Below are 26,706 nucleotides of genomic sequence, written 5' to 3'. Positions count from 1 at the left end.
TAATGCCTACCTTTGCAGATATTTTCTATATATGATATCAGTATCCAATTTATCCCTGCGTTACGGCAAACGTACCCTCTTTGAAGACGTTAATTTAAAATTCACCCAAGGCAACTGCTACGGTGTTATTGGTGCTAACGGCGCAGGTAAATCAACCTTTCTTAAAATCCTTTCCGGTGAAGTAAACCAAACATCCGGTAACGTTGCTATCACCCCTGGTGAAAGGATGGCTGTCCTGAAGCAAAACCACTATGAGTTTGATGAATCTTCAGTAATCGAAACCGTAATGATGGGCCACACGGAACTTTATGCCATCATGAAGGAGAAAGATGCGATCTACCTGAAAGAAGATTTCAGCGACAAAGACGGTGAACGTGCTGGAGAACTGGAAAATCGCTTTGCGGAAATGGACGGCTGGAACATGGAAAGCAACGCTGCAACCATGCTGAGCAACCTTGGAATTAAGGAAGAAGACCACTATAAATTACTAAAGGAACTTGACGGTAACCAAAAAGTACGTGTACTACTTGCGCAAGCATTATTTGGTAACCCTGATATTCTATTACTGGATGAGCCGACCAACGATTTGGACATCGAGACCATCGCCTGGTTGGAAAACTTCCTTGCAGACTATGAGAATATCGTTTTAGTGGTTTCCCACGATAGACACTTCCTGGATGCGGTATGTACACATATCGTAGACATCGACTTCAGCAAGATGAACATCTATTCTGGTAACTACACCTTCTGGTATGAATCCAGTCAACTTGCACTTAAACAACGCAGTGATCAGAACAAGAAACTGGAGGAGAAAGTTAAAGAGCTTCAGGAATTTATTCAGCGCTTCAGCGCGAATGCTTCCAAGTCAAAACAAGCAACTTCACGTAAGAAAGCGCTTGATAAGATCGACATTTCTGAAATCAAAGCATCCAGCCGTAAATATCCAGCTATTCTCTTCAACAACCTGGGCCGTGAGGCTGGCGACCAGATCCTTCAGGTGGAAAATCTATCGCACAGCGTAAACGGTGAAGTGATGTTCAAAAACATCAGCTTCATGGTTAACAAAGGAGACAAGATCGCAATACTTTCACAAAACAGCTTAGCTACAGCGGCATTCTACAATGTGTTAACCGGTAGAAGCCAAGACTATACAGGCGAATTTAAGTTCGGTATCACCATCAGCCTAGCAGATATTCCGAATGACAATTCGCAGTACTTCGAAGGTAAGGACATGAACCTGGTAGACTGGTTGCGTGAGTATTCCAACACCGATCAGGATGAGCAATTCGTAAGAAGCTTCTTAGGAAGGATGTTGTTCTCTGGTGAGGAAGTACTTAAAAATGTAAAAGTATTATCCGGTGGTGAAAAGATGCGTTGTATGTTCTCCCAAATGATGCTTAAGCATGCCAACCTTTTATTGTTTGATGAGCCGACCAACCACTTGGACCTGGAATCCATCACCGCTTTAAACAATGGCATGAAAGACTTCAAAGGCACAATACTGTTCACCTCACGAGATCATGCGCTTACAGAATCTGTAGCTACAAGAATCATTGAGATTACGCCGAAGGGTACTATTGACAAAATGATGAGCTATGATGACTACATCAACAGTCCTGATGTACAAGCATTAAGAGCTGAAATGTATAAATAAGCCACGTGGCGGGTTTTTACATTAGAATCTTACGCGTGCTAAGTAAAAACAAGTACGCTTAATAAAGCAAAAACAATAAAGGCTGTTCCTCATCGGAACAGCCTTTATTGTTAAATAACAAATCCGTTATTATTAGTGACCTGAATGTCCATCAGCACCATGCGCGTGGCCATGTGCCAATTCATCCTGAGTAGCCTCACGAACGGTAAGAATCTTACCAGAGAAGATCAGGTTTTTACCAGCCATTGGGTGATTCAAATCTACAGAAATAGAATCCTCATGAACGCCAGTAACACCAGCTCTGAAGTGGTTACCTTCATTATCCTGTAATGGAATAATGTCGCCAACTGCTGGAAGATCTACCTCTTTAAACATCTCCTTAGGAAGATCAGCAAAAGCACCTGGATCGATAGGACCATAGCCATCTTCTGCGGTAAGCTCAAAGCTATATTCATCACCAGCGTTTAAGCCAGCTAAATGTTCTTCAAATTTCGGCAACATCATGCCAGTTCCGTACATAAAAACCAAAGCATTTTGCTCATCAGCTTTCTCTACAAAAACTTGTTGACCTTCTGCATTTGTGGTATGCAGTTCGTACGTTAATGAAACTACGGTGTTAGGTTTAATAGTCATTACAATCTTGTTTAAATAATTAATTTAAGTGCTTCTTCAACTGTATTCACAGGCAGCTGACATGCTTTATTGCGGCAAATATAGATTTTTGTTTCTATGCTTTGTTTATTTCTTAACAATGGAAGCGTTGTATTTGTTCCTGCTAAGATAATTTTGTTCGGCAAGTAAATGGAACTCAGCGCTTCCAGTACTTCCGACTGCTTTTCACCTGTAATTGCCACTTCTGTAAGGCCGTAAACCTCATTCAGCAACTGAATCGCCCAATTTGAATACGCTGAACCATAGGTTTTCATTTGTGGCAGAACCGTCATGAGCATGGCTTTCGAACGCGCCGAATAGCCGTCATGGTCAAAATACAAGCCCAACCGTTGAAGATTCTGCGCCATCACAGAGTTAGATGCTGGTATCACATTGTCCATCAACTCATGTTTCCTGGCGATGAGTGCCTCTGCACCTTTACCTGTATAAAAGAACATCGGCCCTGCAGGATCCTCAAACTGTTCCATCACATAATCACAAAGCTGCTGGGCTTCATATAACCAGGCTTCATTGAAATCAGCTTGATACAGACTGATCAATGCATCAATCATGAAGGCATAGTCATCCAAAAAGCAATGGATGGAAGGCTTACCCTGCTTAAAGTTACGGTACAAACCGCCTTCAGGTGTTTTCATATTCTGAATGATAAAACTTGCAGCGGTACTCGCCATCCCAAGCCATTCCTTAACACCACAAACCACCGAAGCCTCTGCCAATCCTTTTATCGCCATTGCATTCCATGCCGTTAAGCATTTATCATCCAGCCCTGGTCGCACCCGCTTCGCTCTTTTCTCCAGCAGCTTCTGCTTGCTCCGCTGCAGGATGTCCAGCCATGCGTGTAGTGTCAGCCCATATTCAGCAGCAAAACTTGCGTCATCCTGTTGCTTCATCAGGATGTTGGTTTCCTCCTCCGCCCAGTTCCCTTCCGCAGTAACCTGGTAGTAAGCGTTAAAGTACACAGCTTCCTCGCCCAACAAAGCGTCAATCTCCTCCTTATCCCACACATAGAATCTTCCCTCAATGCCCTCACTATCCGCATCAAGTGCCGCATAGAACAGCCCTTCCGGAGCAGTCATTTCTCTGGCAAGCCAGTCGGCTGTCTCCTGAATAACCCTGCGGTATGCTATATCCTTTGTAAGCTGAAAAGCCTCAGCATATAGACTTAAAAGCTGCCCGTTGTCGTACAGCATCTTTTCAAAATGCGGCACATGCCATCGTTCATCAACACTGTACCTTGCAAAACCACCACCCAAATGATCGTAGATGCCACCATAAGCCATCTTATCCAGCGTAAGCCTTGCCGCGTGTGCGGTGGCCGTGTCCCCACTAAGCTGACTGTACCGCAGCATAAACAGCCAATTGTTTGGCATGGGGAACTTCGGCGCAGCATTGTGCCCGCCTTCCTCAAGGTCAAACCGCTCTACCCAGGGCTTTACAATGGCATCCAACTGCGATGCATCAAAATCGTCAGGAAACACATTTGGCACAATCCGCTCCGCTTGCACAATACCTTCTGTAAGTCGCTCGGCATACTGCAGCGCCTTCGCAGGTTCCGTCGCCCAGAGCCCCGCAACATTCTGGAGAATGTTCATCCAGTCGTCCTTACGGAAATACGTGCCCCCATATATCGGTCGCTGGTCCGGAAGACAAATGCAATTCAATGGCCAGCCGCCGCTCCCCGTCATCAGCTGTATCGCCAGCATATATATCTGATCAATGTCCGGGCGCTCCTCGCGATCCACCTTTATACACACGTAATGTTTGTTCATCACCGCAGCGACCTCCGGCAATTCAAAGCTTTCGCGTTCCATTACATGGCACCAGTGGCAAGCCGAATAGCCGATGCTAACCAGCAACAGCTTCTGTTCTCGGCGGGCCTTTTCGAGCGCCTCCTCACCCCACTCATGCCAATCTACAGGATTATACGCATGCTGTAAGAGGTACGGCGAGGAAGCATTTATGAGCTTATTGGGGTTCCCTTTCATAGCCTTAAAGGTAAAGAGATAATTATTACTTTTACGGAAACACCAAGGCATGAAGATTACATCCATCGATATTTACCGATTCAGCATTCCCATGGAGCCCTTTGTTATTGCGACTGGCACCATGCACTTTGCGCAGAACACCCTACTGAAAATCCATACAGATGCTGGAATTACCGGTATCGGTGAATGTTCTGCCTTTCCAATGATCGTGGGCGAAACCCAGGACACCTGCATCATCATGGCGCAACTGTTCGCAAAACAGCTGATCGGAAAAGACCCACTGGAAATACCAGATCGCATGAACGACCTGCTTGCTGCCGCTGCGCACAACAGCACCATTAAAAGCGCGTTTGACATGGCACTGTTTGACATCGCCGCAAAAGATGCCAAGCTTCCACTTTACGCCTTCCTTGGCGGACAGCATAAGATCGTAGAAACAGACATGACCATTGGCATCAATACGCCGGAGAAGATGGCAGAAGCTGCTTTAAAGATCAGAAACAAGGGCTGCAACTTCCTCAAGGTGAAACTCGGAAAGAACGCTATTGAAGATATTGAAAGGGTTAAACAAATCCGCGCTGCAGTAGGGCCTGAAATGTCCATCCGCCTGGATGCCAATCAGGGCTGGGACTTCGATGAAGCGCTACATGCACTGGGCCAGATGGCCCAGTACGACATTGAGTTCTGCGAACAACCCATGCGCACCTGGTTCGATGATCGGCTGCCGGAGTTACACCTGAATTCACCGGTAAAGATTATGGCCGACGAAAGCTGCTACAATCACCATGACGCCCGCAAGCTCATCAACAGCCAGTCCTGCAGCTATATCAATATCAAATTTTCCAAGTCCGGCGGCATTCTGGAAGCACAAAAGATCCACGAGATGTCCCTTCAAAGTGGCGTTAAATGCATGATTGGTGCCATGCTGGAAACCCGAATTGCCCTGAGTGCTAAGCTACACTTCGCACTGGCGAGTCCTAATGTGGTATTTTATGATCTGGATACCTGCCTGCTCGGCCACCTGATAGATCCTGTAATTGGCGGACTAACCTTTGATGGGTACCAGCTCAGCGCACCAGACACCATTGGTATTGGTGCCGATGCAGATCCTGCTTTCCTGGAACAATGTGAAAAGTGGACTGTAGATGCAACTACTTAATCAGTAAAGACTGAAAGGCTGTACTATCGCCGCGGAAAGCATTGAAATCAACCACGTGGTTGATGCCCGTGATCCTCGCTTTATCAGAGTGCTGCCAGAAAAACCAGTTTGCACCGCTGTCGATCTTCAGCTCAGACTTGTAATAGTGCGCAATCCATAAAGGATACGCATCAAAGTAGCCTTTCAGATAATCATTATAATAGGTGAGACCGGAATAGATGATCGGTTTCACCTTTGTCTTCTGTTCCACATGATCTAAAAACGCCTGCAGCTCTACCCGCATTTCAGCAGGTGTGGCGCCATTGAGGTGCTCAATATCCACGACCGGAGGCAAGTCACCCTGCTCAAAATGAACCGTCTGCAGGAACAACCTGGCCTGCTGTCTACCAGATTTGGAAGGCCTGAAGAAATGATAGGCACCGCAAACAATCCCCACCTTTGCAGCCTCGCGCCAGTTCCGCTGAAAATATGGATCCACACTCGCCAGCCCCTCAGTTGCTTTTATGATCGCAAAACTGACCTGCACCCCATCTTCTTTCATGGCCCTTACCTTGGGCCAGTCAATCTTACCCTGGTAGTAGGAAACATCTATGCCATGAATGTTGTAGGCCACGGGAATTTTAATCTCGAAACTGTTGTACGTACGGTAATTTGGATCCTCACCGATATCGAGTACCCAGCGCCAGGTAGAACTAAAACCTTTGATGATGTAACCGTAATAAAAAGGTGATAATAAAATCAACACCAGCGCTCCGACAGCAAACTTCACATAAGCCGGGAGCGGTTTTTTCTTAGATGAACGCTTTTTCGGGGCAGCCTTCCGAACAGGTGCAGGAGCGCTCCTTCTTACAGGTTTTCCGGACCGTAAGGGATTAGGAATATCTTCCAGCGCAGCATGATTGTTCGGTTTCTTAGGTGGTGGCACCCCGTAAAAATACGAAATGCCAGAACTTTCTGGGGCAAATAACGTAATGTATATAACAATAAGTTAAATATGGACCCATATACGCTCGAGTTAGCACTCCTTGGCCTTGCTGCATTAGGCATGGTCTGGATTCCAGCCTTAACCAAAGATCGTGGCATCTCATACGCCATCATCTACATGCTCATCGGTGTACTGCTCTACACCATCGTACCTGACCATATGCCACCTGCAGACCCTAAAGAACATGGAACCCTTACCATGCACTTTGCAGAGATTGTCGTCATCATTTCATTAATGGGTACCGGTATAAAGCTAGACCGATCGTTTTCCTGGCGACACTGGGCTTCGCCACTGCGCCTGGTAACCATCGCTTTGATTCTCGGGATGGCCGCTGCCATGCTGATTGGGTATACTTTCCTTGGATTTAGCCTTGCTTCGGCTGTATTACTCGGCGCTGTCCTGGCTCCTACCGACCCCGTTCTTGCTTCCGATGTGCAAGTCGGACCGCCAAATGAACAGCGAAAATCTGAAACCAAATTCGCACTCACTGCTGAAGCGGGCCTGAACGACGGCATGGCTTTTCCATTTGTGTGGCTGGCCGTTTTCATGACCATGGGAAAACTTTCTACTGGCGGAGAATGGCTTACCTGGTTCGGCGTTGACGTTGTCTACAAGATCCTTGCTGGTATTGCTGTTGGATGGGCATTCGGGCGTGGCGTAGGTTATCTCCTGTTCGATCTGTCTGCCAAATACAAATTCCTGAAAACAACAGACGGCTTTCTTGCCCTTGCACTTACGTTCCTGGTATACGGTGTTACAGAGTTGTTGCACGGCTATGGCTTCTTTGCCGTGTTCATCTGTGCGGTAAACCTAAGGCATTACGAGAAAGGACACGAGTTTCATTCAGAGCTCCACTCCTTTACCGATCAGATTGAGCGGCTGCTCATTGCCGTGCTCCTGATCCTCTTCGGAGGCAGTCTGGTAACTGGTATTCTTGATGCATTAACCTGGAAGATGGCACTCTTCTCCATAGGATTTGTGTTTATCGTTCGCCCGCTTACCGGCATGATCAGCCTGATTAAGCGTGATATAAATATCAAGGAAAAACTTGCAATCAGCTTCTTCGGTATCCGAGGGATGGGCTCTATATTTTACCTGGCCTTTGCTTTACATGAGGCAACCTTCGAAAATCAGGATGAACTGTGGGCGGTTGTCGCTTTCACCATTATGCTATCCATAGTGGTACATGGCATCAGCTCTACGCCAGCCATGAAACACCTGCAAGCAACTTTGCCGAAAGAGAAAGTCCCGGAATAAACAACCTAGCGGCTGTGGAACAGATTTATGGTTGCTGTTTTCCATTTAATGTACCCAAGCTTGGCACAAACCTCAGCCGTCATAGTCTCGGCCGCAGCAGGCACATCATTCACAATGCGCCAACGTACAGCATATTTGCTGTTATAGCTCACGTAAACCACCAGGTCATCAAAAAGTGGTTCAACAGATTCCATATGTCGCAAATGAACTTCCTGCAAGTCCTGCGCAATACGGCGAAGCCTTTCCTGCATAACCTTAGCTAATGGAACACCAGGTCTTGGATCTGGTTCAATGATTGGAACTACAGTAACTGTCATAAGCCCGTGTTACTACAAAAATTAGTAAAAACAGGATTATAACAATCTAAGTGCCTAAATGTTGTATTTTTCAATCAATGATTTGAGCTCATTGAAGTTCCGGACCTGGTATTTTGCCATTCGGAAGGCTCCACACCCGGACGGGCAATAGGTACCGTATTCATTCCTAGCGTATTACAAGGAAAGTCATTATAAGTATTGCGCTCGAACTCTAGGCCAACTCCGGTTTTTTAAATCGTACAAAAAACGTAGACCCCATGTTGATCTTGCTGTCTACCCACACTCTTCCCTGATGTTTATTCATGATCTTTTTAACAATGGAAAGCCCTACACCGGTACCCTCAAAATCCTTAACATCACTCGCTCTGGTAAACAATTCAAAGATCTTCTCCTGCTCTGATGGGTCTATGCCGATGCCGTTATCCTGAATCGCATATTCAACCTCATTGCCATGATCTACCGCGCTGATGTTTACCACAGGCTTACTGGCTTGCTGTGAATACTTCACCGCGTTACCAATCAGGTTAGAGAATACCTGCATCACCATGGTCTCTTCTCCGTAAACGTCTTGAACACCATTGATGTTGATTTTCACATCAGTATCGTTGTAAGATACCAGCAGTTCTTGTTTTAATTCATTCAACAAGTTTTCCATGTTCACCAGCTTGTATTCTGACTTGATCTGCCCCGCCTTAGAATAGGTTAACACATCTTGAATCATCGCTTGCATTTTCTCTGCACCAGATAGAATTCTGGAGATCATATGCTGCGCTTTGGGGTCCAAGTCGGCATTGCGTAGTAAGATTTGCGAATAACTCTTTATTGAAGAAAGTGGGTTTTTAAGGTCATGAGAAATCGTATAACTAAAAGCATCCAGTTCATCATAAGCTTCTTTCAGCTTTTCGTTCAGTACCCTGAGCTGGGTGGCTTTACGACTGATTGCGAACCTGATCTCTTCTTTGAGTTTTAGTACCGACTGCAGCTCTTCATGAATCCAGGGCACTGCAGTAAGATGCACTTCGCTCGACCAGACTTCGAAGGATTTCCTTGGTGAAATCGTGCTCATATCAGGTCCTGTAACTTCTACTGCTTTGTTCGGATTTCCTGCCCAGTTCACAGTTGAAATCACTTCCGGACGGAACCAGATCATGTATTCCCGAAGTTCTTTAGATAAACGGCAGGCCAGCATACCACTTGCAACTTCCTTGAATTCAAGTGCATCCGAATAGATCTCCGATAATTTCTGAGTGGCATAAATATCCGGCTCCATGTTTTCATCAAGCCAGCTAACCAGCTTGTTTAAAAACGCTTCATCCGGAACGGGCCCTTTGGTATGCAGCTCATTGTCGAAAAACATGGCAACGCCTGTCGCATCTACTGCATCCAATAAGGTGCATTCATGGTTAAACAAGGCATTGGCAATGTTATTCTCACGGATCAACTGTCTCGTTAATAAATCCGTAGAAACTTTGTAGCGGGCGGCATTCTGCTCATCCTGCTCCAGAATACGGAAGCTCAATGCTGAAGACAAAACCTGTCCGATCAGCTTCGCAGCATCACGTTCTTTATAATTAATGAACCTTGGCGTATAGTTATGGCATGCAATCAGTCCCCAGAGTTCATCTTCATGAACCAGGGAAATACTGAAACTAGATGCCACACCCATATTTTTGAGGTATTGGATGTGTATGGGCGAAACGGCCCGCAATGCAGAATTGGTTAAATCCAATGGTGCCATATCTGCCTGAAGCATCGTCGAAATCGGCGATGGCGTCGTATAAACATTCGCTATCAGCCGGGTTAGATTTTTCTTGTAGAGTTCCCTGGCTTGCTTCGGGATATCTGTAGCCGGATAATGTAAGCCTAAGAAAGGCTCCAGATTATCATTCTTCACCTCTGCAACAACCTCACCATGACCGTCAGCATGGAATTTATAGATCATCACGCGATCGTAGCCGATGATTTCTTTAATCTTGGTTACCGACTTATTTAAAATACTCGCAGGCTGAATATCTGAAAGCATTTCTGATAACGAACGACCAACCACACGCTGAAGATCTGCTTTCAAATCAGAGAACTCCGGTTCAAATTCAAGCAGATAAAACTGCTCGGACCTGGAGATAATCAGGTTGAAAGGTAGCCCGTTGATGGTTAATGGGTATGGATTGAAAGGTTCGAAACCCTGGTCACTTTGCGCCAACTTGATGAGTTGAATCACAAAATTGGGCGGTTCTGTTCTTCTCAGGTAACTGTCCAGCATACCTGCCGGCCGGTTAAGAAGTTCAGTTGCCGTAATCCCAAAGAAGTTTACGACGTTTTCACTGCAGTATGTGATTCGGAAGGTTCCATCTAAAGCGATGAGAAAACCATGATCCTGAATTTGACCGGGGATGTGTATGGGTTCCCTACTACAGTTTTCTAAGGTTGGTACAAACATTTTTTTAAATTAGAAATCATTACTTTTCCATCCAGACCTTAAACTTCTGAAAGGTTTCATTAGCCGCCTGCGTAATTACATCAGCTTCATGCTGCGTATTGGCGTGGCTTTCCAGCACAACTTTAAAACTGTCCCACATGGCCATGGTATCTTCACCATAACTCCTGAAAAAGCTAAGTCCTTCACCGGTAGCCAGTTCAAGTTTTTTGGAGATCATCTTGCTAATCACCTGTCCACCCAACGTAGATCCCTCAATAACATATAGCGCACCAAATGCTTTAAGTACATCGTCAATCACGGGCAAATCTGCAGCCGTTGCTTTCTCAGGCACTATGCCATTCAATGCCAGAATATCTTCTTTGATACTCAGGGTTTTTCTGCGTGCCGCGTAATCAGATAACTGATCTGCACCGATATATTGATTGATTTGATCTTCTAAAGCGCCAAAGTAAGCATAGAAAATCTGGAGAATGTGAAGGTAATCCTGGAGACTAGCCATCTCCTTAAGCTTTAATATCAGGTTTTTTTCCAGCTGCTGGTGATTAGACAGCGTTTCAGATTTCAGCTGCTCTAAAAGATTATTTTTAATCAACTTATATGGTATTGAATGTAAAGTACAAATGTATGAATTCCTTTTAATTGGCCTCTTCGCTCATGTATTCCTTAATCTTTGTCAAGGTTTCTTTACTTATACTTTCTATCGAACTAAGCAACACGGGAATCTGTGGATCTTCCAGGCTTTCAGATTTTTTAAGCAGCAAGTGTGTAAAGGTTGGAATAAAGCCAAGCGTACCAGCAATATCATGCCTCAAAGTGCGTCTACGCAGTTCTTTCTCCGCCCGGAGATCTTTGTCCGTAACTTCTTTTTGCTTCTGAATTGTTACATCTTGTAGAAAGCCTGTGACCAGCCGGCCTGAGTCCTGGACGTCCAATGTGATCGATAATTCCACAAAGTGGAGCACGCCGTCCGGTAATTTCAAACTAAAATCAAGCTGCTGCATCACACCAGGCTCCAGAGCACAGAAGATCTTCTCTACCCTTGCACGATCTTCTTTACTAATCATCTTCTGTATTCGTTCCGCCTTCAGGCCTTCTGCTTTGGTCTGAAAATACGTGTAAAAAGCAGGATTAGCATAGGAAAAGTTCTTTGCGTCTAAATCAAATACAAAGCAGACACGTGGATCGTGATGAATTAAGGTAAGGATTGCAGATTCTGGTTTTACCAAAGACATAGATAAAGGCAGGCGCTTAAACCGTTTTGGCTACCTGGCAGGACTGTCGTACATAAATCGTTCCATTCATATTTGCCGCCACTTGCAAAATGGAAGCAAATTGCACGCAGGTTTCCCCCTAATTGCTTATCCAAACACAGATTTTGCTTTTACAATCGCCTTCTCCAGATCTATACCTTCTCCCAATGCCCCTATGAACAGATCGCCTTCAACCTTCAGTCTGTCCAGCGCATTAAAGATTGTGAAGTCGCGCATCTTCAGTCCTGGCTTCAGCTCATCCCAATGCAATGGCATCGAGACAGTTGCTCCTGGTTTCGGGCGCAAGGAGTATGGACCCGCAATGGTCGCACCAGGGCGATTTTGTAAGAAATCCAGGTACATCTTACCCTTCCGGTTAGAAATCATCCGCTCCAAACTGGTGTATTCCGGGATCTCTTCATGCACCCGGTTGACCAAAATCCTGGCAAAAAGCTGGGTTTGATCATAGGTGTATTTTGCGCCCATAGGGATATAAATATGAATTCCTGTAGAGCCTGATGTCTTACAAAAAGATGGCACATCAATGGCATCCAACAAGTTTTTTACAACCAAAGCCGCCTCTATCACTTGGTCGAAGGTATTTTTGTCAGGGTCCAGATCAATGACACAATAATCCGGATGATCTGGCGATTGCACCCTGCTAAACCATGGGTTCATCTCTATGCAGCCAAGGGTAGCCATCCACAATAAAGTTGCTTCATCATCCCCTACCAGGTACTCCTTATCTTCCCCATCGCTGGTCCGGTATGGGAAGGTCTTTGCCCATTCTGGTGCTTTATTCTTCACATCCTTCTGGTAAAAGCTCGGTCCATGGATGCCACCTGGAAAACGGTTCAGCGACATAGGCCTGTCTTTCAGGTACGGAAGAATATACTCCGCAATCTGATAGTAGAAGTTGAACATGTCGCGTTTGGTCACGTTATCTTCGGGCCAGTAAACCTTGCTCAGGTTGGTGAACTTAAGATCATGTCCACAGACTTTTCGCACCTGGGTTTCGTCTTTAGGGTTCAGTAAGGTCTTGCGCTCTTTATTTCCCGGCGGCTTAATCGCTGCGTTATGTTTGTCAGCTTTCGCGGCTGACTTTGCTTTCGGGGCTTCCTCGGGCTCCACAGCAACGATATCTGCTGTATCTACCGCGGTTTCCCTAACCACCTCTTTCGCTTTCTTATCAATGCGAATGCCCTGAAAAGAAGGATGACGGAACACGCCGTCGCTTGTTACTTCGGTAAAGGCAACCTCACACACCAGTTCAGGCTTCAGCCATGTCGCTTTCGCCTTCGGCGGATTGGGTCTGAACCTGGAACCCTTGTTTACATCCGGGATGGATTCAAATGGACTTTCATCTACAATTAGAGGTTTAAATGCCGCAATCATCTCCTTCTGCACCTTGTCAGAAAATCCTGTACCAACTTTTCCTACATACTGCAATCGTCCTTGCTCGTACACACCGAGCAGCAGCGAACTGAACTGCTTGGAGGTATCTTCATTCTTCGTGTAACCGGCAATAACCACCTCCTGGCGCTTATGTACTTTAACCTTTAACCATTGTTTTGAGCGTAAGTCTGGTGAATAGGTGCTGTTTTTCTGCTTGGCAATAATGCCCTCCAGTCCCATTTTCTCCGCAGCGTGAAAGAACTCTATCCCATCTGCATTAAAGACCGGGCCCAACCTTAAACGGTCATCATCTGTAGGCAAAATGTCTTTAAGAATTGCTTGTCGTTGATACAGTGGCAACTCCATCAAGTTCTTGCCTTCATACCACAGCAGATCGAAAACATAATACACAAGATCGCCATCAGCCTCACTGCGCCAGTTCTGCAGGTCGCCAAAATTAGAACGGCCTTTTTCATCCAGCACCAGGATTTCCCCATCAAGCACCGCATTCAAGCCAGATGCTTTGAGGATATCTGGAATGGGGTAAAACTTATTGTTGAAGGACTTCTTGTTCCTCGACAGCAACTCCACTTCTCCCTTGTTTACATAGGCCAAAGCACGATACCCGTCCCATTTAACTTCATACTGCCAGTCCGGATCGTCAAAGGGTTCATCCACCAGGGTTGCCAGCATTGGCTTTATGCCCGTCGGAATCTTAGCCTTCGGTGCCGCTTTAATTAGCGCGGCTACATCAACCTTATCTTGTATTTTTTCGTCCTTTGTGTTGTCCAGCGCCGCTGCAGGCTCGGATATATCTTTACCGGCCTTTGCAGGCTTAGCCGCTTTGCTGGACTTGGCTTTGGTTGATGCTGTTTTGGATTTCTTTGCTGCTGTGCTTTTGGTTTTTTTATCAGGTGGCGCAACATCCTGTTGGTGACCGTCTTTCCAGACTTTCTCACTGGTCTTCTCCATCGCTTCGATGGTTTTTCCGGAAAGGACAGATTTATCTGCTTTGGTGATGTCCTTTGTAGAGGCAAACTCATCTTTATGTTTGATCATGAGCCAGCCATTTTCACCCATGCCGTGGGTTTTCACGAGCGCGAATTCACCCTGCAACTTCTGACCATGAAGTTTGATCTTCAATGAACCTTCATGCAGTTGCTTCAGCAGGTGCTTTTCCTGCGCCTTTTTTCCTTTAATCGGTTCTATGGGCTCATAGGTACCTTCATCCCACACGATTACGGTTCCACCGCCATACTCCCCCTTCGGGATTATGCCTTCAAAATCACGGTAATCAAATGGGTGGTCCTCCACCATCATCGCAAGGCGCTTATTCTTAGGGTCTGTTGAAGGACCTTTCGGCACCGCCCAGCTTTTTAATACACCTTCCATCTCTAAACGGAAGTCGTAATGCAGCCTGGATGCATCATGTTTCTGAACGACAAAGGTGAGTTTATCCTTGTCCTTACTTTTACCAGATTTTGGTTCAGTGGTTTTACTGAAATCCCGTTTCTCTACATATTGATCCAGACTCATAATCGTGTATTTGGTACGATTATAACAATGGGCAGCGGGTAAAGGTTTGTAGCTAGACTAAGGGGGATTGTTTAGCCTGTTTTGCTCTTCGTACTTTCAGCATAAACAAAAAGCTTGTCGTGACGGCAAGGCCAATGGGGAACTTTCCTATGCTTTTGAAATCAGCAAGTATTAAAACAACGTTTAATAACAATACGATGAGGGAAAAAACGAGTCCGATGTTAATGATCTTGTTGAGCGTCATGTTTTTTATTTTCTTAAATATAATCAGCGTACCACAATCTTGCAAATACAGCTCACAACAATCTAGCAAATAGCTGAAAATACAAATTGGAAAAGGCTATCAATCGCTCATGGCTAAACAACACCTGAAACACAGCTTACCCACAGATTACGTGGGTCAGGTGTGGAGCAGGTGTGTGCAAGGTGTGGATCAGCTGTGTCTAAATCCTGGTGCTATTTGTGCTTTATCGTCTTTGCTTTCTGGGCTTCATGCCAAAGAAAAAAGGAGCTGACCACGGTGTGATTCAGCTCCTTTATCATTTTAAACTTGTGCTAAGTTTTAACCTTTGCTCAGTTCTGCAAAATATTTATGGAACAATGGCAAAGTTTCAATGCCTTTGTAATAGTTGAAAATGTCATATTTCTCATTTGGCGAGTGTAATGCATCACTGTCTAAGCCGAAACCAAACAATACAGACTTGATGCCCAGTTCTTCTTCAAATAACGCGACAATAGGAATACTACCACCACCTCTGGTTGGAATTGGTTTTTTGCCGAACGATTCAAGAATAGCCTGTTCAGCTGCGCGGTAAGCAACGCTATCTGTTGGGGTCACAACAGGCTCGCCACCATGGTGCTCGGTTACTTTAACCGTAACATAGTCTGGCGCAATGCTTTCGAAATGTTTGGTAAAAATTGCCGCAATCTCTTTCGAGCTTTGGTTTGGCACCAAACGCATCGAGATTTTAGCATTAGCTTTTGAAGGCAATACTGTTTTTGCACCTTCTCCAATATAACCGCTCCAGATACCATTTACTTCAAGTGTTGGTCTAGTTCCGGTACGTTCTAGTGTAGAATAGCCTTTTTCTCCCCATTCTGCTTTAACGTTCAGGTCTTCCTTGTATTCTTCAAGGTCAAATGGTGCGCTGTTTAGTGCTTTTTTCTCCTCATCAGATAATTCCACAACATCGTTGTAGAATTCAGGAATGGTGATGTGGTTATTCTCGTCGTGCAGCGAAGCGATCATCTTACATAGGATGGTTGCGGGGTTTGCAACGGCACCACCATAAACACCGGAGTGTAAATCGCGGTTCGGACCGACAACTTCAACTTCCATGTAGGCCAGGCCACGAAGCCCGGTTTCGATGGAAGGATTTTCCATGCTGATCATGGATGTATCAGAGATCAGCACCACATCGGCTTTTAAGCGTTCTGCATTTTCTTTAACGAAAATGGATAGGTTGTTTGATCCCACCTCCTCTTCACCCTCAATCATGAACTTAACGTTACATGCAAGGGTGTTGGTTTGCATCATCAGCTCAAAAGCTTTCACGTGCATGTAGAATTGACCTTTATCATCGCAGGCGCCACGGGCGTAAATTTTGCCGTCGCGTACCGTAGGCTCAAAAGGCGGCGTATGCCACAGCTCCAATGGATCTGCAGGTTGTACATCATAATGTCCGTAGATCAGGACCGTAGGTAAAGCAGCATCTACGATTTTCTCACCGTAAACGATTGGATACCCTGCAGTCTGACAAACTTCTACCTGATCAGCACCAGCATCTTTCAGCTTTTGCGCGACGTAATCCGCTGTTTTTAGTACATCACCTTTGTATTTAGGATCCGCACTTACCGATGGGAAACGAAGCAGTTCAAAAAGCTCTTCCAGGAAGCGCTCCTTATTTTCTTCTACATATTTTTTGATCTCTTGCATAACAATGAATGTTTCAATTTTATTAAATGGTCTCAGGATCGTTTGGTGATTTCTTAAAGCTTTTCATAGCCTGTTTATAGCGGTTTTCAACGCGGAAAAGGCTACAGGCATCGCGCAAAAACGCACCCGAATGTGAGGATGCTAAAGTATAAAAATACTTTATCACATCACAGTCATTACTTCTTAGCTGGATTTGGGGATTCACAAAGGTCGATTCAGGAGCGTCAAGGCGTCAAACTATGTTTTCTGAAGCCTTCGAGTAATAATTTTGATTTATAGATTTTTATATGTGGTATCTACCAGAAAGGACAATGCCTTCTTGATTTCGTTTCTTCCGGATTCCGTTGCCAGATCAATACCACAAAAAACACTGCCATTTACAGCAGCGTATAAATCCAGGTAGTAGGTGCCGCCAATCAGCAAGGCCGCTATGGCGCGAAACTGCGTAGACCGGTCTTGAAAATGTGGGTCAGTGATGCTCTTTAGCAAGATTTCGCCGTTTGCCTCCTGTGCCTCAACCAGCTTTTGAAGGGAATTTCGTTGTTCTGTTAGCCGCCACAACAGAAGCTTTTGAAGTGCCTCATCGCCGGCGACCTGATCAAATTGTAATAACAGCATTTCTTCGACGAATGCCTTGCCGCCGTCGGTAATTGCATTAGGCACTTTCTCGCCCTAACGTTGCTCCAGAAGTCTTTGGTCTGGATATATTCGTCCATGAGTTGATCCGTACCACCAAAATACTTGTAGATCAGCTTTTATGTGCACAAACCTGGTCACCTTATGGTGACTTATATTATATTTGCTACGATCTTTATTAACTCTCACCCTATGAATACTTGCATAGCTTCTAAACTTGAAGTGTCCTGTACCTACTTTCCACATCCCGGCCGGCCACTGGTTCAGCGAAACATCAATGGCAGCTGGCCAACCATCGCGCATCGGCATATTACAATTAGTACAGGGTTACAATTTGATGCGGAAAGCTGATTCCATGATTTTACTGCAGATACATTTTGATTTCGACAAAAATATGTCGGGAAACCGTTTGGCCGAAAATGGCAAGCCATTAGCAGAAAGTCTTAACCTGGAGGAAGGCTTTATTTCTAAGATATGGATTGAGAATCAGGAAACCGGCGTTGCTGGTGGAATTCACCTGTTTGACAATGCTGAAAATGCAAGGAGTTTCGCAGAAAAGCAACGTGAACGACTTAGTTCTATCGGTGCCGCCAACATCAACATCCAATACTTTGAGGTTAATCAATCTTTATCCATGATAAACAAGGGTATATAAAGGTTGTACCGCATCTCCTTTAACAATTGAATTAAAGCAAAGCTAAACTTTTTGGTATATTTGTGCGCAGCCGTTCATAATCGCTGTTCTTCCCGCTTACCCTTAGCTGGATCAGCAGGCTGCCATTAACTGATTTGTTTTAAACAGCGTCTATAAATTACCTCCTCAATTTATAACTTCGCGCATTAATTTTTTTCATTTGGATTACTTAGCAGGATTAAACCCACAACAGCGTGCAGCAGTAGAGAATACCGAGGGCCCGGCAATGATTGTTGCTGGAGCAGGATCGGGTAAAACCAGGGTGATTACTTACCGGGTGGCGCATCTTATAGAAAAAGGTGTGGATCCTTTCAATATATTGGTACTAACCTTTACCAACAAAGCGGCTAAGGGGATGCGCGAGCGTATCATCAAAGTCATCGGTGCAGAGGCTAAAAACATCTGGATGGGTACCTTCCACTCTGTGTTTGCGAAGATTTTAAGGGTTGAAGCACAGAAAATTGGATATCCTTCCAACTTTACGATATACGATACGGACGATAGCAAAAGTCTGATCCGTTCCATCCTGCGCGAAATGCAGCTGGATGATAAATTATACAATGCGAATTTCGTTTATAACCGCATTTCTGCAGCGAAGAACAACCTGATTTCCCATGTGGAATATCAGCAAAGTGCAGAGATTCAGGCAGAAGATGTTTCTAACAAGCGTCCGCTGATTGGTACAATTTACGAAACTTACACCAAGCGTTGCTTTAAGGCTGGTGCGATGGATTTTGATGATCTACTCTTCAAAACAAACGTTTTGTTGAAAGATCATATCGACGTGCTGAATAAATATCAGCAGAAATTCAGATACCTGATGGTGGATGAGTACCAAGATACGAACTTTTCGCAGTACACCATTGTGAAGAAACTTGCGGCTGCATACCTTAATATATGTGTGGTTGGCGACGATGCGCAAAGTATCTATGGTTTCCGCGGTGCGAACATTCAGAACATCCTGAACTTTGAAAAGGATTATCCGGATTTGAACGTCTACAAGCTGGAGCAGAACTACCGTTCTACGCAGAATATTGTAGAGGTTGCTAACAGCATTATTGCAAACAATAAAAACCAGCTGAAGAAAAACGTCTTTTCAGATAATGAAAGTGGCGACCGTATAAAGGTTCAACGTGCTTTTACCGACAACGAAGAAGGTAAGCTTGTTGCTGAAGCCATTGTACAGGAACGCACTTCTAAAGGTTATGACCATAAAGATTTCGCCATTCTATACCGCACAAATGCCCAGTCCAGAGCTATGGAGGAGGCTTTGCGGAAGCTGAATGTGCCTTATAAAATATATGGTGGACTAAGTTTCTACCAACGTAAGGAGATCAAGGATTTAATTGCTTACTTCCGTTTGACCTTCAATCCCGGAGATGAGGAAGCGATTAAACGTGTGATCAACTACCCGAAAAGGGGTCTTGGGGATACTACGGTTGATAAAATCATTGTCGCTGCAGATCAGCACGACATCACCATGTGGGATGTGGTTTGCGACCCGCAGAAATACATCCCCGGCAGGATAGCAAGTCAGCTGAACGACTTTGCCATGCTGATCAAGAGCTTTATGGCGGAGGCGAAAAAGTTGGACGCCTATGAAACCGCGCTATATATTGCACAACATTCAGGCATTTTAAAGGAGCTACATACCGACGACAGCATTGAAGGCCGGAGCAGGTACGAGAATATTTCCGAATTGCTGAATGGTATCAAGGAATTTGCCGAACGTGAGGACATTGAGGACCGCAGTCTGGCGACTTTCATGCAGGACGTGGCTTTGCTAACCAATGACGATCGTCAGGATGATAAAGAAAAAGATACCGTTTCCCTGATGACGATTCACTCGGCAAAGGGTCTGGAGTTTAAAAACGTGTTCGTGGTGGGGCTGGAGGAAAATCTATTTCCATCGCAGATGTCCTTGAATTCGAGAAGTGATCTGGAAGAGGAACGACGTTTGTTCTATGTCGCAATTACCCGTGCTGAGAAAAAACTTACACTAACTTACGCAACTTCACGTTATCGTTGGGGTAACCTAACCACCTGTGAGCCAAGCCGTTTCATTAACGAGATTAATGCAAAATACCTGGAGCTGGAGGTTGCGAAGTCTGCAATGAGTTCCCTGGGTGAAAACAGTTTCTCTGATGAACGCAGGAGCTGGTCGCAACAGCGGGATGCCTTTAGTAAGCCGAAACCAGCGAGCGCAAGTACGGCAAACAGTGCCACGCCCGCACAGCGGCCAAAAACGACGTCAATTCTGCCCAAAGCACACGTGCCAACACCGGGTTTCGCGCCTGATGCGGCGAGTGCTTTTCAAAATGGAATGGAAGTTGAGCATGAGAAGTTTGGATTCGGAAAAATCGTTAACCTGGAAGGTAATCTTCCGGATGTTAAAGCAACGGTATTTTTCCAGGGGCTGGGCAACAAACAACTGTTACTTAAGTTCGCTAAATTGCGGATTGTCAAATAACAATATATCTTTACTAAATTAATTAAAGTGCCTGGAAATCACTCTCCCGCTCCAGGCTCATAAATACATAAAATGAATTTCGATTATAATACCACCAGAAGCGAACTGATCCTTGCAGAGTACGGGCGGAATGTACAGAATATGGTTAAGTACATTTGCGAGCTGCCAGACAGGGAGGAGCGCAATAGATATGCACAGGCAGTTATTGATTTGATGGGGTTTTTGAATCCACATCTTCGTGATGTCGCGGATTTTAAACACAAACTGTGGGATCACCTGCACATCATATCAGACTATAAGATTGATGTAGATAGCCCCTATCCTAAGCCAACCATTGAGCAGGCGCAAGTGAAACCTAAACACATTGGTTATCCGCAGAAGAAAATCACTTACAAGCATTATGGTAAGACGGTTGAGGATCTGATTGAGAAAACAAAGGCTGTTGAAGATCCCGAGCGCCGGTTGAGCATGGCTCAGGGCATTGCTAACTTCATGAAAATGGCGTATGTACAATGGAACAAGGACAGCGTTGCAGATGAAACCATCCTTAAAAACCTGCGTGAACTGTCTGGCGGTGCATTGAAATTGGATGAAAACTTTAACCTGAACAAGGTGGAGTTTAAGCCAGTGGTGAATAACAGACCTGCCAATAATAATCGCGGCAGAAGCAATAACAACAATAATAATAAAGGTAAACAGAATAACAATAATCGCCCGCAGCAACGTAACAACAATAACCCAAAGGCTAGATTCTAAGAATACCATAAAAAAGAAACACACAACACATGAATGCATTTGAAATTATTGGTGGTAAGAAACTGAAAGGTGAAATTCAGCCCCAGGGCGCAAAGAATGAAGCACTTCAGATTTTATCTGCCGTGCTGCTTACTGAAGAAAAGATTACCATAAGTAATATTCCTGACATCCAGGATGTGAATAAATTGATCGAACTGCTTGGAGATCTTGGTGTAGAGGTAGAACGCCTGTCTAAAGACACCTACACGTTTAAAGCGGCTAACATCAACCTGGATTTCTTTAAATCGGAGACTTTTAAGAGAAAAGGTGGTAGTTTGAGGGGCTCAATTATGATCGTAGGTCCGCTTTTGGGTCGCTTCGGCCGTGCTGCAATCCCTAAACCTGGTGGCGATAAGATTGGCAGACGCCGTTTAGACACGCACTTCCTTGGGTTTGAAAAGCTTGGCGCAAAGTTCGTTTACGATAGTAAAAACGAGTTCTTTAACGTTGATGCAACCAATTTACAGGGCACTTACATCCTATTGGATGAGGCTTCGGTAACGGGCACCGCAAACATCGTGATGACTGCAGTGCTTGCGAAAGGCACTACAACAATCTATAACGCTGCTTGCGAGCCTTACTTGCAACAGCTTTGTAAGATGCTGAACCGCATGGGTGCGAAAATATCCGGTATCGGTTCTAACTTACTGACCATTGAAGGTGTAGAAAAGTTGGGTGGCACGGAACATCGCATGCTTCCGGATATGATCGAGATCGGCTCTTTCATCGGCCTTGCCGCAATGACAGGTTCTGAAATTACCATTAAAGATGTTTGCTACTCAGAACTGGGTATTATCCCTGATGTTTTCCGCAAGTTGGGTATTAAGTTTGAACTTAAAGGTGACGACATATACATCCCTTCTCAGGATCACTATGTGATTGAGTCTTTTATTGATGGTTCTATGCTTACCATCGCAGATTCACCTTGGCCAGGCTTTACGCCAGACCTGCTGAGCATTGTGCTGGTTGTTGCTACACAGGCTAAAGGTTCCGTGCTTATCCACCAGAAGATGTTCGAAAGCCGCCTGTTCTTCGTAGATAAGCTGATTGAGATGGGTGCGCAGATTATCCTTTGTGATCCACACCGTGCAAGTGTTATCGGAATCGACAAGGCATACCGTTTAAGAGGCATCAGCATGACTTCTCCGGATATCCGTGCAGGTGTTTCGCTACTGATTGCTGCATTATCCGCTGAAGGAACTTCTACGATCTATAATATTGAACAGATTGAACGTGGCTACCAGGACATCGACATCCGTTTACGTGCACTTGGTGCTCAAATAAAACGTGTTGATGGTAATGGCCCAGGCCACTAAATACTATCCATAAACAAGAAAAGCCCTGAGATGATCAGGGCTTTTCTTGTTTATGGAAAAAGCTTTATGCAGCATAACTGCTGTGGCGCTGCATTCGCAACGTTGTAAAGCTTAGTAGTTTATTTTACTTGGTGATTTCCGTAATGGTTTCATTTTCCAGGAAGCCACGCTCCATCATCCATTCTTTGTTAAACATCTTGCCCATGTATCTGCTGCCATGGTCAACAAAGATGACAACAACAACATCTTCTGGTTTGAAGTGGTGTTTCAGTTGCAGTAAACCTGCGACAGCAGCACCAGCAGAGTTTCCAGCGAAAATTCCTTCTTTCAAAGCGATGTCTCTGGTCATTACGGCAGCATCTTTATCCGTAACTTTCTCGAATCCATCGATCACGTCGAAGTTCACATTCTGCGGTAGGAAGTCTTCCCCAATACCTTCTGTGATATACGGGTAGATCTCATTCTTGTCGAACTCACCGGTTTCCTTGTATTTTTTGAATACAGAACCGTAGGTATCTACGCCCCATACTTTAATATCTGGATTTTGCTCTTTCAAGTATTTCCCTGCGCCAGAAATGGTACCACCAGTACCTACACCTACAACAAGGTGCGTGATTTTACCTTCGGTCTGTTTCCAGATCTCAGGACCGGTTTGCTCGTAGTGCGCTTGGGTATTTGAGAGATTATCATACTGGTTCGGTTTCCAGGAGTTTGGAACTTCACGCTCCAGCCTTGAAGAAACAGAATAGTAAGAACGTGGATCTTCAGGATCAACATCAGTAGGACAAACGATCACTTCAGCACCAAAGGCACGTAAAGCATCAAACTTCTCCTTAGATTGTTTATCGGTTGAGGTGAAGATACATTTGTATCCTTTGATGATGGCTGCCATAGCAAGCCCCATACCTGTATTCCCCGAAGTACCTTCTATGATGGTACCGCCAGGTTTTAAAGCACCGCTGTTCTCTGCATCTTCAATCATTTTCAAGGCCATACGGTCTTTAATTGAGTTTCCAGGATTGTTGCTCTCGATTTTAGCCAGAACGGTCGCTTCGATACCCTCCGTTACGTTATTTAATTTTACCAGAGGTGTATTTCCAATGGTTTCTAGGATGTTGTTGTACCACATAGCAACAAAAATACGGTAATTAATTCAATCTATAAACATTTCCAGGTAAGGATGTCAATACCCCCTGCATCTCTAGACTCAACAAATGAATAGCCAGTTTGCTTTGCTGTAAGGTTGTTTTTATCGCGATTTCATCTACCATTGCAGGTGCATCTCTTAGTACCTGAACAATGCTCAGCTCTTCAAGAGATAGTCCAACAGGCAATTTAAGCTGCCTTTCTGCGCTTTTCCGATGTGGATCATCCCAGCCCAGGTAGTACACGAGGTCCCGTGCGTGGTTTAATAGCCCTGCCCTGTTGGTCTTGATCAGAAAATTACAGCCCTGGGAATATTCATCCGTCGTACGGCCCGGGAAGGCGAAGACATCGCGGTTGTAGGAGCCCGCAATGTCTGCAGTGATCAAAGCGCCGCCCTTTGAAGTTGCTTCAACTACGATCGTTACATCGGCAATGCCTGCTATAATGCGGTTTCGTTTAGGGAAGTTCTCCCGATCAGGAAGGGTGTTTAGCGGAAACTCGGTCAACAAGCCCCCATTGCGGAGCATCCCCTGTGCGATGGTTTTGTGCATACTTGGATAAATCCGGTCCAATCCGTGCCCCAGCACACCAATGGTCGGTATTTCATTGGCAAGACTCTCCTTATGCGCAGCGATGTCTATACCATAGGCGAGTCCACTCACCACCAGCACGTTATATGACCTTAGTGTTTCCGCAAGCTGCCTGCATAGCATCTTACCGTATTCTGTGGCCCTACGAGTACCAACAATGCTTACTATCCGAGCATGGTTTAAATCTGCTGTACCTTTATAGTACAATATAATTGGTGCATCCGGACATTCTCTTAAGCGACGAGGATAGTTGTCATCTTTGAAGAATAGGGTTTCAATTTTATGCTTCTCCAGAAACCTGAGCTGGCGGCTAGCTTCTTCAAGTGCATCTGTTTCCAGAATCTGTGCGGCGATGCCAGCCCCCACGCCCGGAACCTGCATCAGCGCTTCTTTGGAAGCTTTAAAGATGGAGTCGGCATCGCCGAAGGTCGCCAGCAGATTCTTGGCTGTTACATGCCCGACACCCTTGATGAGCGTAAGCGCGATTTTGGAGATCAACGTCATAATGTAAGTTATGACATCTAAGTAAATCGAAAGGTATGAACAATAGGAATACGATAGCTTGTTGCAAATTCAGAGATAGCAGATAACCTATTGGGCGCCTTACTCACCCCATAGGTTAACTACAACGTACAGCACCTTTGCCTAAGATCTTAACTTAGCTTCAGAAATTTACTGCGGAATGTACACCACGTACTTGGTGTCAAAGAATTCCTCTTTAAAGTATTCAGACAAAGGATAAAGCTCGGCTTTCAGCCTCGACTCTTCGATTTCCTCCCGAAGGTCACCACCCTTTAAGTAGAGGATTCCATTGGGCACTGAATTCTTGGAGTCTTTATTGAACTTACCTTTTATCCAAGGATAGAAGTCGATCAGGCGGGTAACTGCACGGGAAACCACGAAGTCGAACTTACCGTCGATCTGCTCCGCACGGGAGTGTGAAGCTTTAACATTGGTCAACCCCAGTGCCGCTGCAACCTCCGTCACCACCTTTATCTTTTTACCGATGGAATCCACGAGATGGAACTGCGTCTCCGGGAACATGATGGCAAGCGGAATGCCTGGAAAGCCACCTCCAGTACCTACATCAAGCACCTTCTCACCCGGTTTAAAGGAAATAAACTTCGCGATGCCCAGCGAGTGCAGGATATGCCGTTCATAAAGCGCTTCAATATCTTTCCTGGAAATCACATTTATTTGTGCGTTCCAAAAGCTGTAAAGCTCAAATAACTGATCAAACTGCTGGATCTGCTTTTCGGTAAGATTACTGAAGTATTGCTGTAGGAGCTCTGATTTTATTTCCACTGTACTTTTTTGACAAAGATAGACAGAATGCCATTAAACACTAAAAAAATGAATAATAGTATGTCCAGCAGAGGAAACCACCACCGAAGGCCCGGGTAGCCGAGCTTGATCAGCAGTCGTGGATAAACCAACGCACGTATTAATATACTCAGGATAAACAATCCTGCAGCGATGAGCTGCGTCTCGCGGAGGCAAAACATCGCGGTGAGCAATACATAGAAAAGAAATTGAACAATAATCTGTGCAGACAATATAAACTTATGCCGTGCTTTATACATTTTTCCAGCGCCAAAATGCCGCTTCTTCTGCTTCAAATATGCGCCCCAGGTTCTTTTTGGATCGGTATGCATAAAGGTATCCGGGTGTATCTGAATGGCTGTATTCCCCGCGTGCGCGTTCGCATTAACAAATAGATCATCATCTCCAGAGGGGATATGCATGTGTGTGGCAAAGCCCTTATTCTTGAAAAACAAAGCCTTTTTGTAGGCCATGTTCCGGCCCACGCCCATGTACGGCATACCTTTTATGGCGAAAGACAGGTAATTTACTGCTGTGAAAAAGGTTTCAAAACGGATGAGCGCGTTCAGCAAGCCCCCGGTTCTGGTGTATGGCGAATAGCCGAGCACAATCTCTACGGCGGCATCTTCCGGCTGCTGCATACCCATCAACCAATTCGAAGATTCAGGCTTACAATCTGCGTCTGTAAACACCAGCCATTCGTGCTTTGCCGCCTTGATGCCCATGGTAACTGCAAACTTTTTACCCGCAATGTACCTGGCCGTTTCAGGCACAGTAACCACTTTCAAATTGCTATACTGCGCTTCAAATGCACGCAATACCTCCTTTGTCCCATCCCAGGAACGGTCGTTCACCACAACAACCTCGAAATCGGGGTAATCTTGTGTTAATATAGCTGGCAGGTTGGCCTCAAGATTTTCCGCCTCATTACGCGCGCAAATGATCACCGTAACCGGCCCGGCTGCAGCAGGACTAACCTCCGGAACTGAAAACCTAGCAAGTTTGAGGTGTACAAAGAGGGTGAAATAGAGCTGGACAAGAAAACAGAAGAGGAAAGTGCCAAGCAGCACCAGCGCTATTATAGATAAGTTCACGGTGTATTTTTGGTGGCCAAATTTCTGATTAATAATCTGTAATGTTCCCGATGTTGATA

At 45.1% G+C, this 26,706-nt stretch carries 20 protein-coding genes and 1 pseudogene; 7 read left to right on the top strand and 14 right to left on the bottom strand.

Features of this window, described 5'->3' with window-relative positions; genetic code table 11:
• The first annotated feature begins 31 nt into the window (after positions 1-31).
• Entirely contained in the window at positions 32-1,654 is a 1,623-nt protein-coding gene (locus tag IEW69_RS13155) for an ABC-F family ATP-binding cassette domain-containing protein (RefSeq protein ID WP_188627326.1), read from the top strand.
• A gap of 132 nt (positions 1,655-1,786) precedes the next feature.
• Here IEW69_RS13155 and IEW69_RS13150 read toward each other — a convergent pair whose 3' ends face one another.
• Positions 1,787-2,287 carry an FKBP-type peptidyl-prolyl cis-trans isomerase gene (locus IEW69_RS13150; protein ID WP_188627325.1) on the bottom strand — a complete coding sequence of 167 codons (501 nt, stop codon included), beginning with the start codon at positions 2,285-2,287 and terminating at the stop codon, positions 1,787-1,789.
• An 11-nt stretch (positions 2,288-2,298) separates the two neighbouring features.
• The gene (locus IEW69_RS13145; RefSeq protein WP_188627324.1) at positions 2,299-4,311 is read right to left on the bottom strand and encodes a thioredoxin domain-containing protein; all 2,013 of its coding nucleotides are present in this window, start codon (positions 4,309-4,311) and stop codon (positions 2,299-2,301) included.
• A 49-nt stretch (positions 4,312-4,360) separates the two neighbouring features.
• Here IEW69_RS13145 and IEW69_RS13140 point away from each other — a divergent pair, with 49 nt between their 5' ends.
• Entirely contained in the window at positions 4,361-5,470 is a 1,110-nt protein-coding gene (locus tag IEW69_RS13140; RefSeq protein ID WP_188627323.1) for a mandelate racemase/muconate lactonizing enzyme family protein, read from the top strand.
• Here the strand turns inward: IEW69_RS13140 and IEW69_RS13135 are convergent.
• The gene (locus IEW69_RS13135) at positions 5,463-6,395 is read right to left on the bottom strand and encodes a glycoside hydrolase family 25 protein (RefSeq protein WP_229663621.1); all 933 of its coding nucleotides are present in this window, start codon (positions 6,393-6,395) and stop codon (positions 5,463-5,465) included. The two genes, IEW69_RS13140 and IEW69_RS13135, sit on opposite strands and share 8 nt — an antisense overlap.
• A 69-nt stretch (positions 6,396-6,464) precedes the next feature.
• On the opposite strand from IEW69_RS13135, the gene IEW69_RS13130 reads away from it, so the two are divergent.
• Complete coding sequence (locus IEW69_RS13130; protein ID WP_188627322.1) at positions 6,465-7,712, top strand: cation:proton antiporter; 1,248 nt, start codon at positions 6,465-6,467, stop codon at positions 7,710-7,712.
• 5 nt (positions 7,713-7,717) lie between these two features.
• On the opposite strand, the gene IEW69_RS13125 is transcribed toward IEW69_RS13130, so the two are convergent.
• The 7 genes from IEW69_RS13125 to IEW69_RS13095 all read right to left on the bottom strand — a co-directional run bounded on the left by IEW69_RS13125 (position 7,718) and on the right by IEW69_RS13095 (position 17,246).
• Positions 7,718-8,029, bottom strand: a complete 312-nt coding sequence (locus tag IEW69_RS13125; protein ID WP_188627321.1) for a hypothetical protein — start codon at positions 8,027-8,029, stop codon at positions 7,718-7,720.
• Positions 8,030-8,240: 211 nt separating this feature from the next.
• On the bottom strand, positions 8,241-10,466 hold the full coding sequence (locus tag IEW69_RS13120; protein WP_188627320.1) for an ATP-binding protein: 2,226 nt from the start codon (positions 10,464-10,466) through the stop codon (positions 8,241-8,243).
• Positions 10,467-10,485: 19 nt separating this feature from the next.
• Positions 10,486-11,058, bottom strand: a complete 573-nt coding sequence (locus IEW69_RS13115; RefSeq protein ID WP_188627319.1) for a biliverdin-producing heme oxygenase — start codon at positions 11,056-11,058, stop codon at positions 10,486-10,488.
• A 43-nt stretch (positions 11,059-11,101) separates the two neighbouring features.
• A complete protein-coding gene (locus IEW69_RS13110) occupies positions 11,102-11,698 on the bottom strand; it encodes a PAS domain S-box protein (protein ID WP_188627318.1) in 597 nt (198 codons plus the stop codon).
• Between the two features lie 126 nt (positions 11,699-11,824).
• A complete protein-coding gene (gene ligD / locus IEW69_RS13105; RefSeq protein WP_188627317.1) occupies positions 11,825-14,647 on the bottom strand; it encodes a DNA ligase D in 2,823 nt (940 codons plus the stop codon).
• A gap of 562 nt (positions 14,648-15,209) precedes the next feature.
• Positions 15,210-16,583, bottom strand: a complete 1,374-nt coding sequence (locus IEW69_RS13100; RefSeq protein ID WP_188627316.1) for a dipeptidase — start codon at positions 16,581-16,583, stop codon at positions 15,210-15,212.
• Positions 16,584-16,856: 273 nt separating this feature from the next.
• Positions 16,857-17,246 carry a hypothetical protein gene (locus IEW69_RS13095; RefSeq protein WP_188627315.1) on the bottom strand — a complete coding sequence of 130 codons (390 nt, stop codon included), beginning with the start codon at positions 17,244-17,246 and terminating at the stop codon, positions 16,857-16,859.
• A gap of 250 nt (positions 17,247-17,496) precedes the next feature.
• Here IEW69_RS13095 and IEW69_RS13090 point away from each other — a divergent pair, with 250 nt between their 5' ends.
• The 4 genes from IEW69_RS13090 to murA all read left to right on the top strand — a co-directional run bounded on the left by IEW69_RS13090 (position 17,497) and on the right by murA (position 22,494).
• Positions 17,497-17,874 carry a YdhR family protein gene (locus IEW69_RS13090; RefSeq protein WP_188627314.1) on the top strand — a complete coding sequence of 126 codons (378 nt, stop codon included), beginning with the start codon at positions 17,497-17,499 and terminating at the stop codon, positions 17,872-17,874.
• A gap of 199 nt (positions 17,875-18,073) precedes the next feature.
• Complete coding sequence (locus IEW69_RS13085; protein WP_188627313.1) at positions 18,074-20,383, top strand: ATP-dependent helicase; 2,310 nt, start codon at positions 18,074-18,076, stop codon at positions 20,381-20,383.
• 72 nt (positions 20,384-20,455) lie between these two features.
• Positions 20,456-21,139 carry a DUF4290 domain-containing protein gene (locus IEW69_RS13080; protein ID WP_188627312.1) on the top strand — a complete coding sequence of 228 codons (684 nt, stop codon included), beginning with the start codon at positions 20,456-20,458 and terminating at the stop codon, positions 21,137-21,139.
• Positions 21,140-21,168: 29 nt separating this feature from the next.
• Entirely contained in the window at positions 21,169-22,494 is a 1,326-nt protein-coding gene (gene murA, locus IEW69_RS13075) for a UDP-N-acetylglucosamine 1-carboxyvinyltransferase (protein ID WP_188627311.1), read from the top strand.
• Positions 22,495-22,633: 139 nt separating this feature from the next.
• Here murA and IEW69_RS13070 read toward each other — a convergent pair.
• The 4 genes and pseudogenes from IEW69_RS13070 to IEW69_RS13055 form a co-directional block, all read right to left on the bottom strand.
• Positions 22,634-23,623 (bottom strand): annotated as a pseudogene (locus tag IEW69_RS13070) (PLP-dependent cysteine synthase family protein); the annotation flags it as partial.
• 19 nt (positions 23,624-23,642) lie between these two features.
• Positions 23,643-24,734, bottom strand: coding sequence for a DNA-processing protein DprA (gene dprA / locus IEW69_RS13065; RefSeq protein WP_188627309.1), 1,092 nt, complete (start codon positions 24,732-24,734; stop codon positions 23,643-23,645).
• A 168-nt stretch (positions 24,735-24,902) separates the two neighbouring features.
• The gene (rsmG, locus tag IEW69_RS13060) at positions 24,903-25,535 is read right to left on the bottom strand and encodes a 16S rRNA (guanine(527)-N(7))-methyltransferase RsmG (RefSeq protein WP_229663620.1); all 633 of its coding nucleotides are present in this window, start codon (positions 25,533-25,535) and stop codon (positions 24,903-24,905) included.
• Positions 25,526-26,647, bottom strand: a complete 1,122-nt coding sequence (locus tag IEW69_RS13055) for a glycosyltransferase (protein WP_188627308.1) — start codon at positions 26,645-26,647, stop codon at positions 25,526-25,528. The genes rsmG and IEW69_RS13055 overlap by 10 nt, the downstream gene beginning before the upstream one ends.
• Positions 26,648-26,706: the final 59 nt, after the last annotated feature.

This window comes from Pedobacter quisquiliarum, from assembly GCF_014642175.1.
GTDB classification, from domain to species: Bacteria; Bacteroidota; Bacteroidia; order Sphingobacteriales; family Sphingobacteriaceae; genus Pedobacter; species Pedobacter quisquiliarum.
The sequence above is the reverse complement of the archived record's forward strand: the minus strand, read 5'-3'. Positions and strand labels throughout refer to the sequence as shown.

What these genes read in the sequence shown, in the direction of transcription:
- IEW69_RS13090 (WP_188627314.1), top strand. Translation starts at nt 17,497, where the DNA reads ATGGCAGCTGGCCAACCATCGCGCATCGGCATATTACAATTAGTACAG.
- IEW69_RS13125 (WP_188627321.1), bottom strand. Translation starts at nt 8,029, where the DNA reads ATGACAGTTACTGTAGTTCCAATCATTGAACCAGATCCAAGACCTGGT.
- ligD (WP_188627317.1), bottom strand. Translation starts at nt 14,647, where the DNA reads ATGAGTCTGGATCAATATGTAGAGAAACGGGATTTCAGTAAAACCACT.
- IEW69_RS13080 (WP_188627312.1), top strand. Translation starts at nt 20,456, where the DNA reads ATGAATTTCGATTATAATACCACCAGAAGCGAACTGATCCTTGCAGAG.
- IEW69_RS13140 (WP_188627323.1), top strand. Translation starts at nt 4,361, where the DNA reads ATGAAGATTACATCCATCGATATTTACCGATTCAGCATTCCCATGGAG.
- IEW69_RS13145 (WP_188627324.1), bottom strand. Translation starts at nt 4,311, where the DNA reads ATGAAAGGGAACCCCAATAAGCTCATAAATGCTTCCTCGCCGTACCTC.
- IEW69_RS13150 (WP_188627325.1), bottom strand. Translation starts at nt 2,287, where the DNA reads ATGACTATTAAACCTAACACCGTAGTTTCATTAACGTACGAACTGCAT.
- IEW69_RS13110 (WP_188627318.1), bottom strand. Translation starts at nt 11,698, where the DNA reads ATGTCTTTGGTAAAACCAGAATCTGCAATCCTTACCTTAATTCATCAC.
- IEW69_RS13155 (WP_188627326.1), top strand. Translation starts at nt 32, where the DNA reads ATGATATCAGTATCCAATTTATCCCTGCGTTACGGCAAACGTACCCTC.
- dprA (WP_188627309.1), bottom strand. Translation starts at nt 24,734, where the DNA reads ATGACGTTGATCTCCAAAATCGCGCTTACGCTCATCAAGGGTGTCGGG.
- murA (WP_188627311.1), top strand. Translation starts at nt 21,169, where the DNA reads ATGAATGCATTTGAAATTATTGGTGGTAAGAAACTGAAAGGTGAAATT.
- IEW69_RS13130 (WP_188627322.1), top strand. Translation starts at nt 6,465, where the DNA reads ATGGACCCATATACGCTCGAGTTAGCACTCCTTGGCCTTGCTGCATTA.
- IEW69_RS13100 (WP_188627316.1), bottom strand. Translation starts at nt 16,583, where the DNA reads ATGCAAGAGATCAAAAAATATGTAGAAGAAAATAAGGAGCGCTTCCTG.
- IEW69_RS13120 (WP_188627320.1), bottom strand. Translation starts at nt 10,466, where the DNA reads ATGTTTGTACCAACCTTAGAAAACTGTAGTAGGGAACCCATACACATC.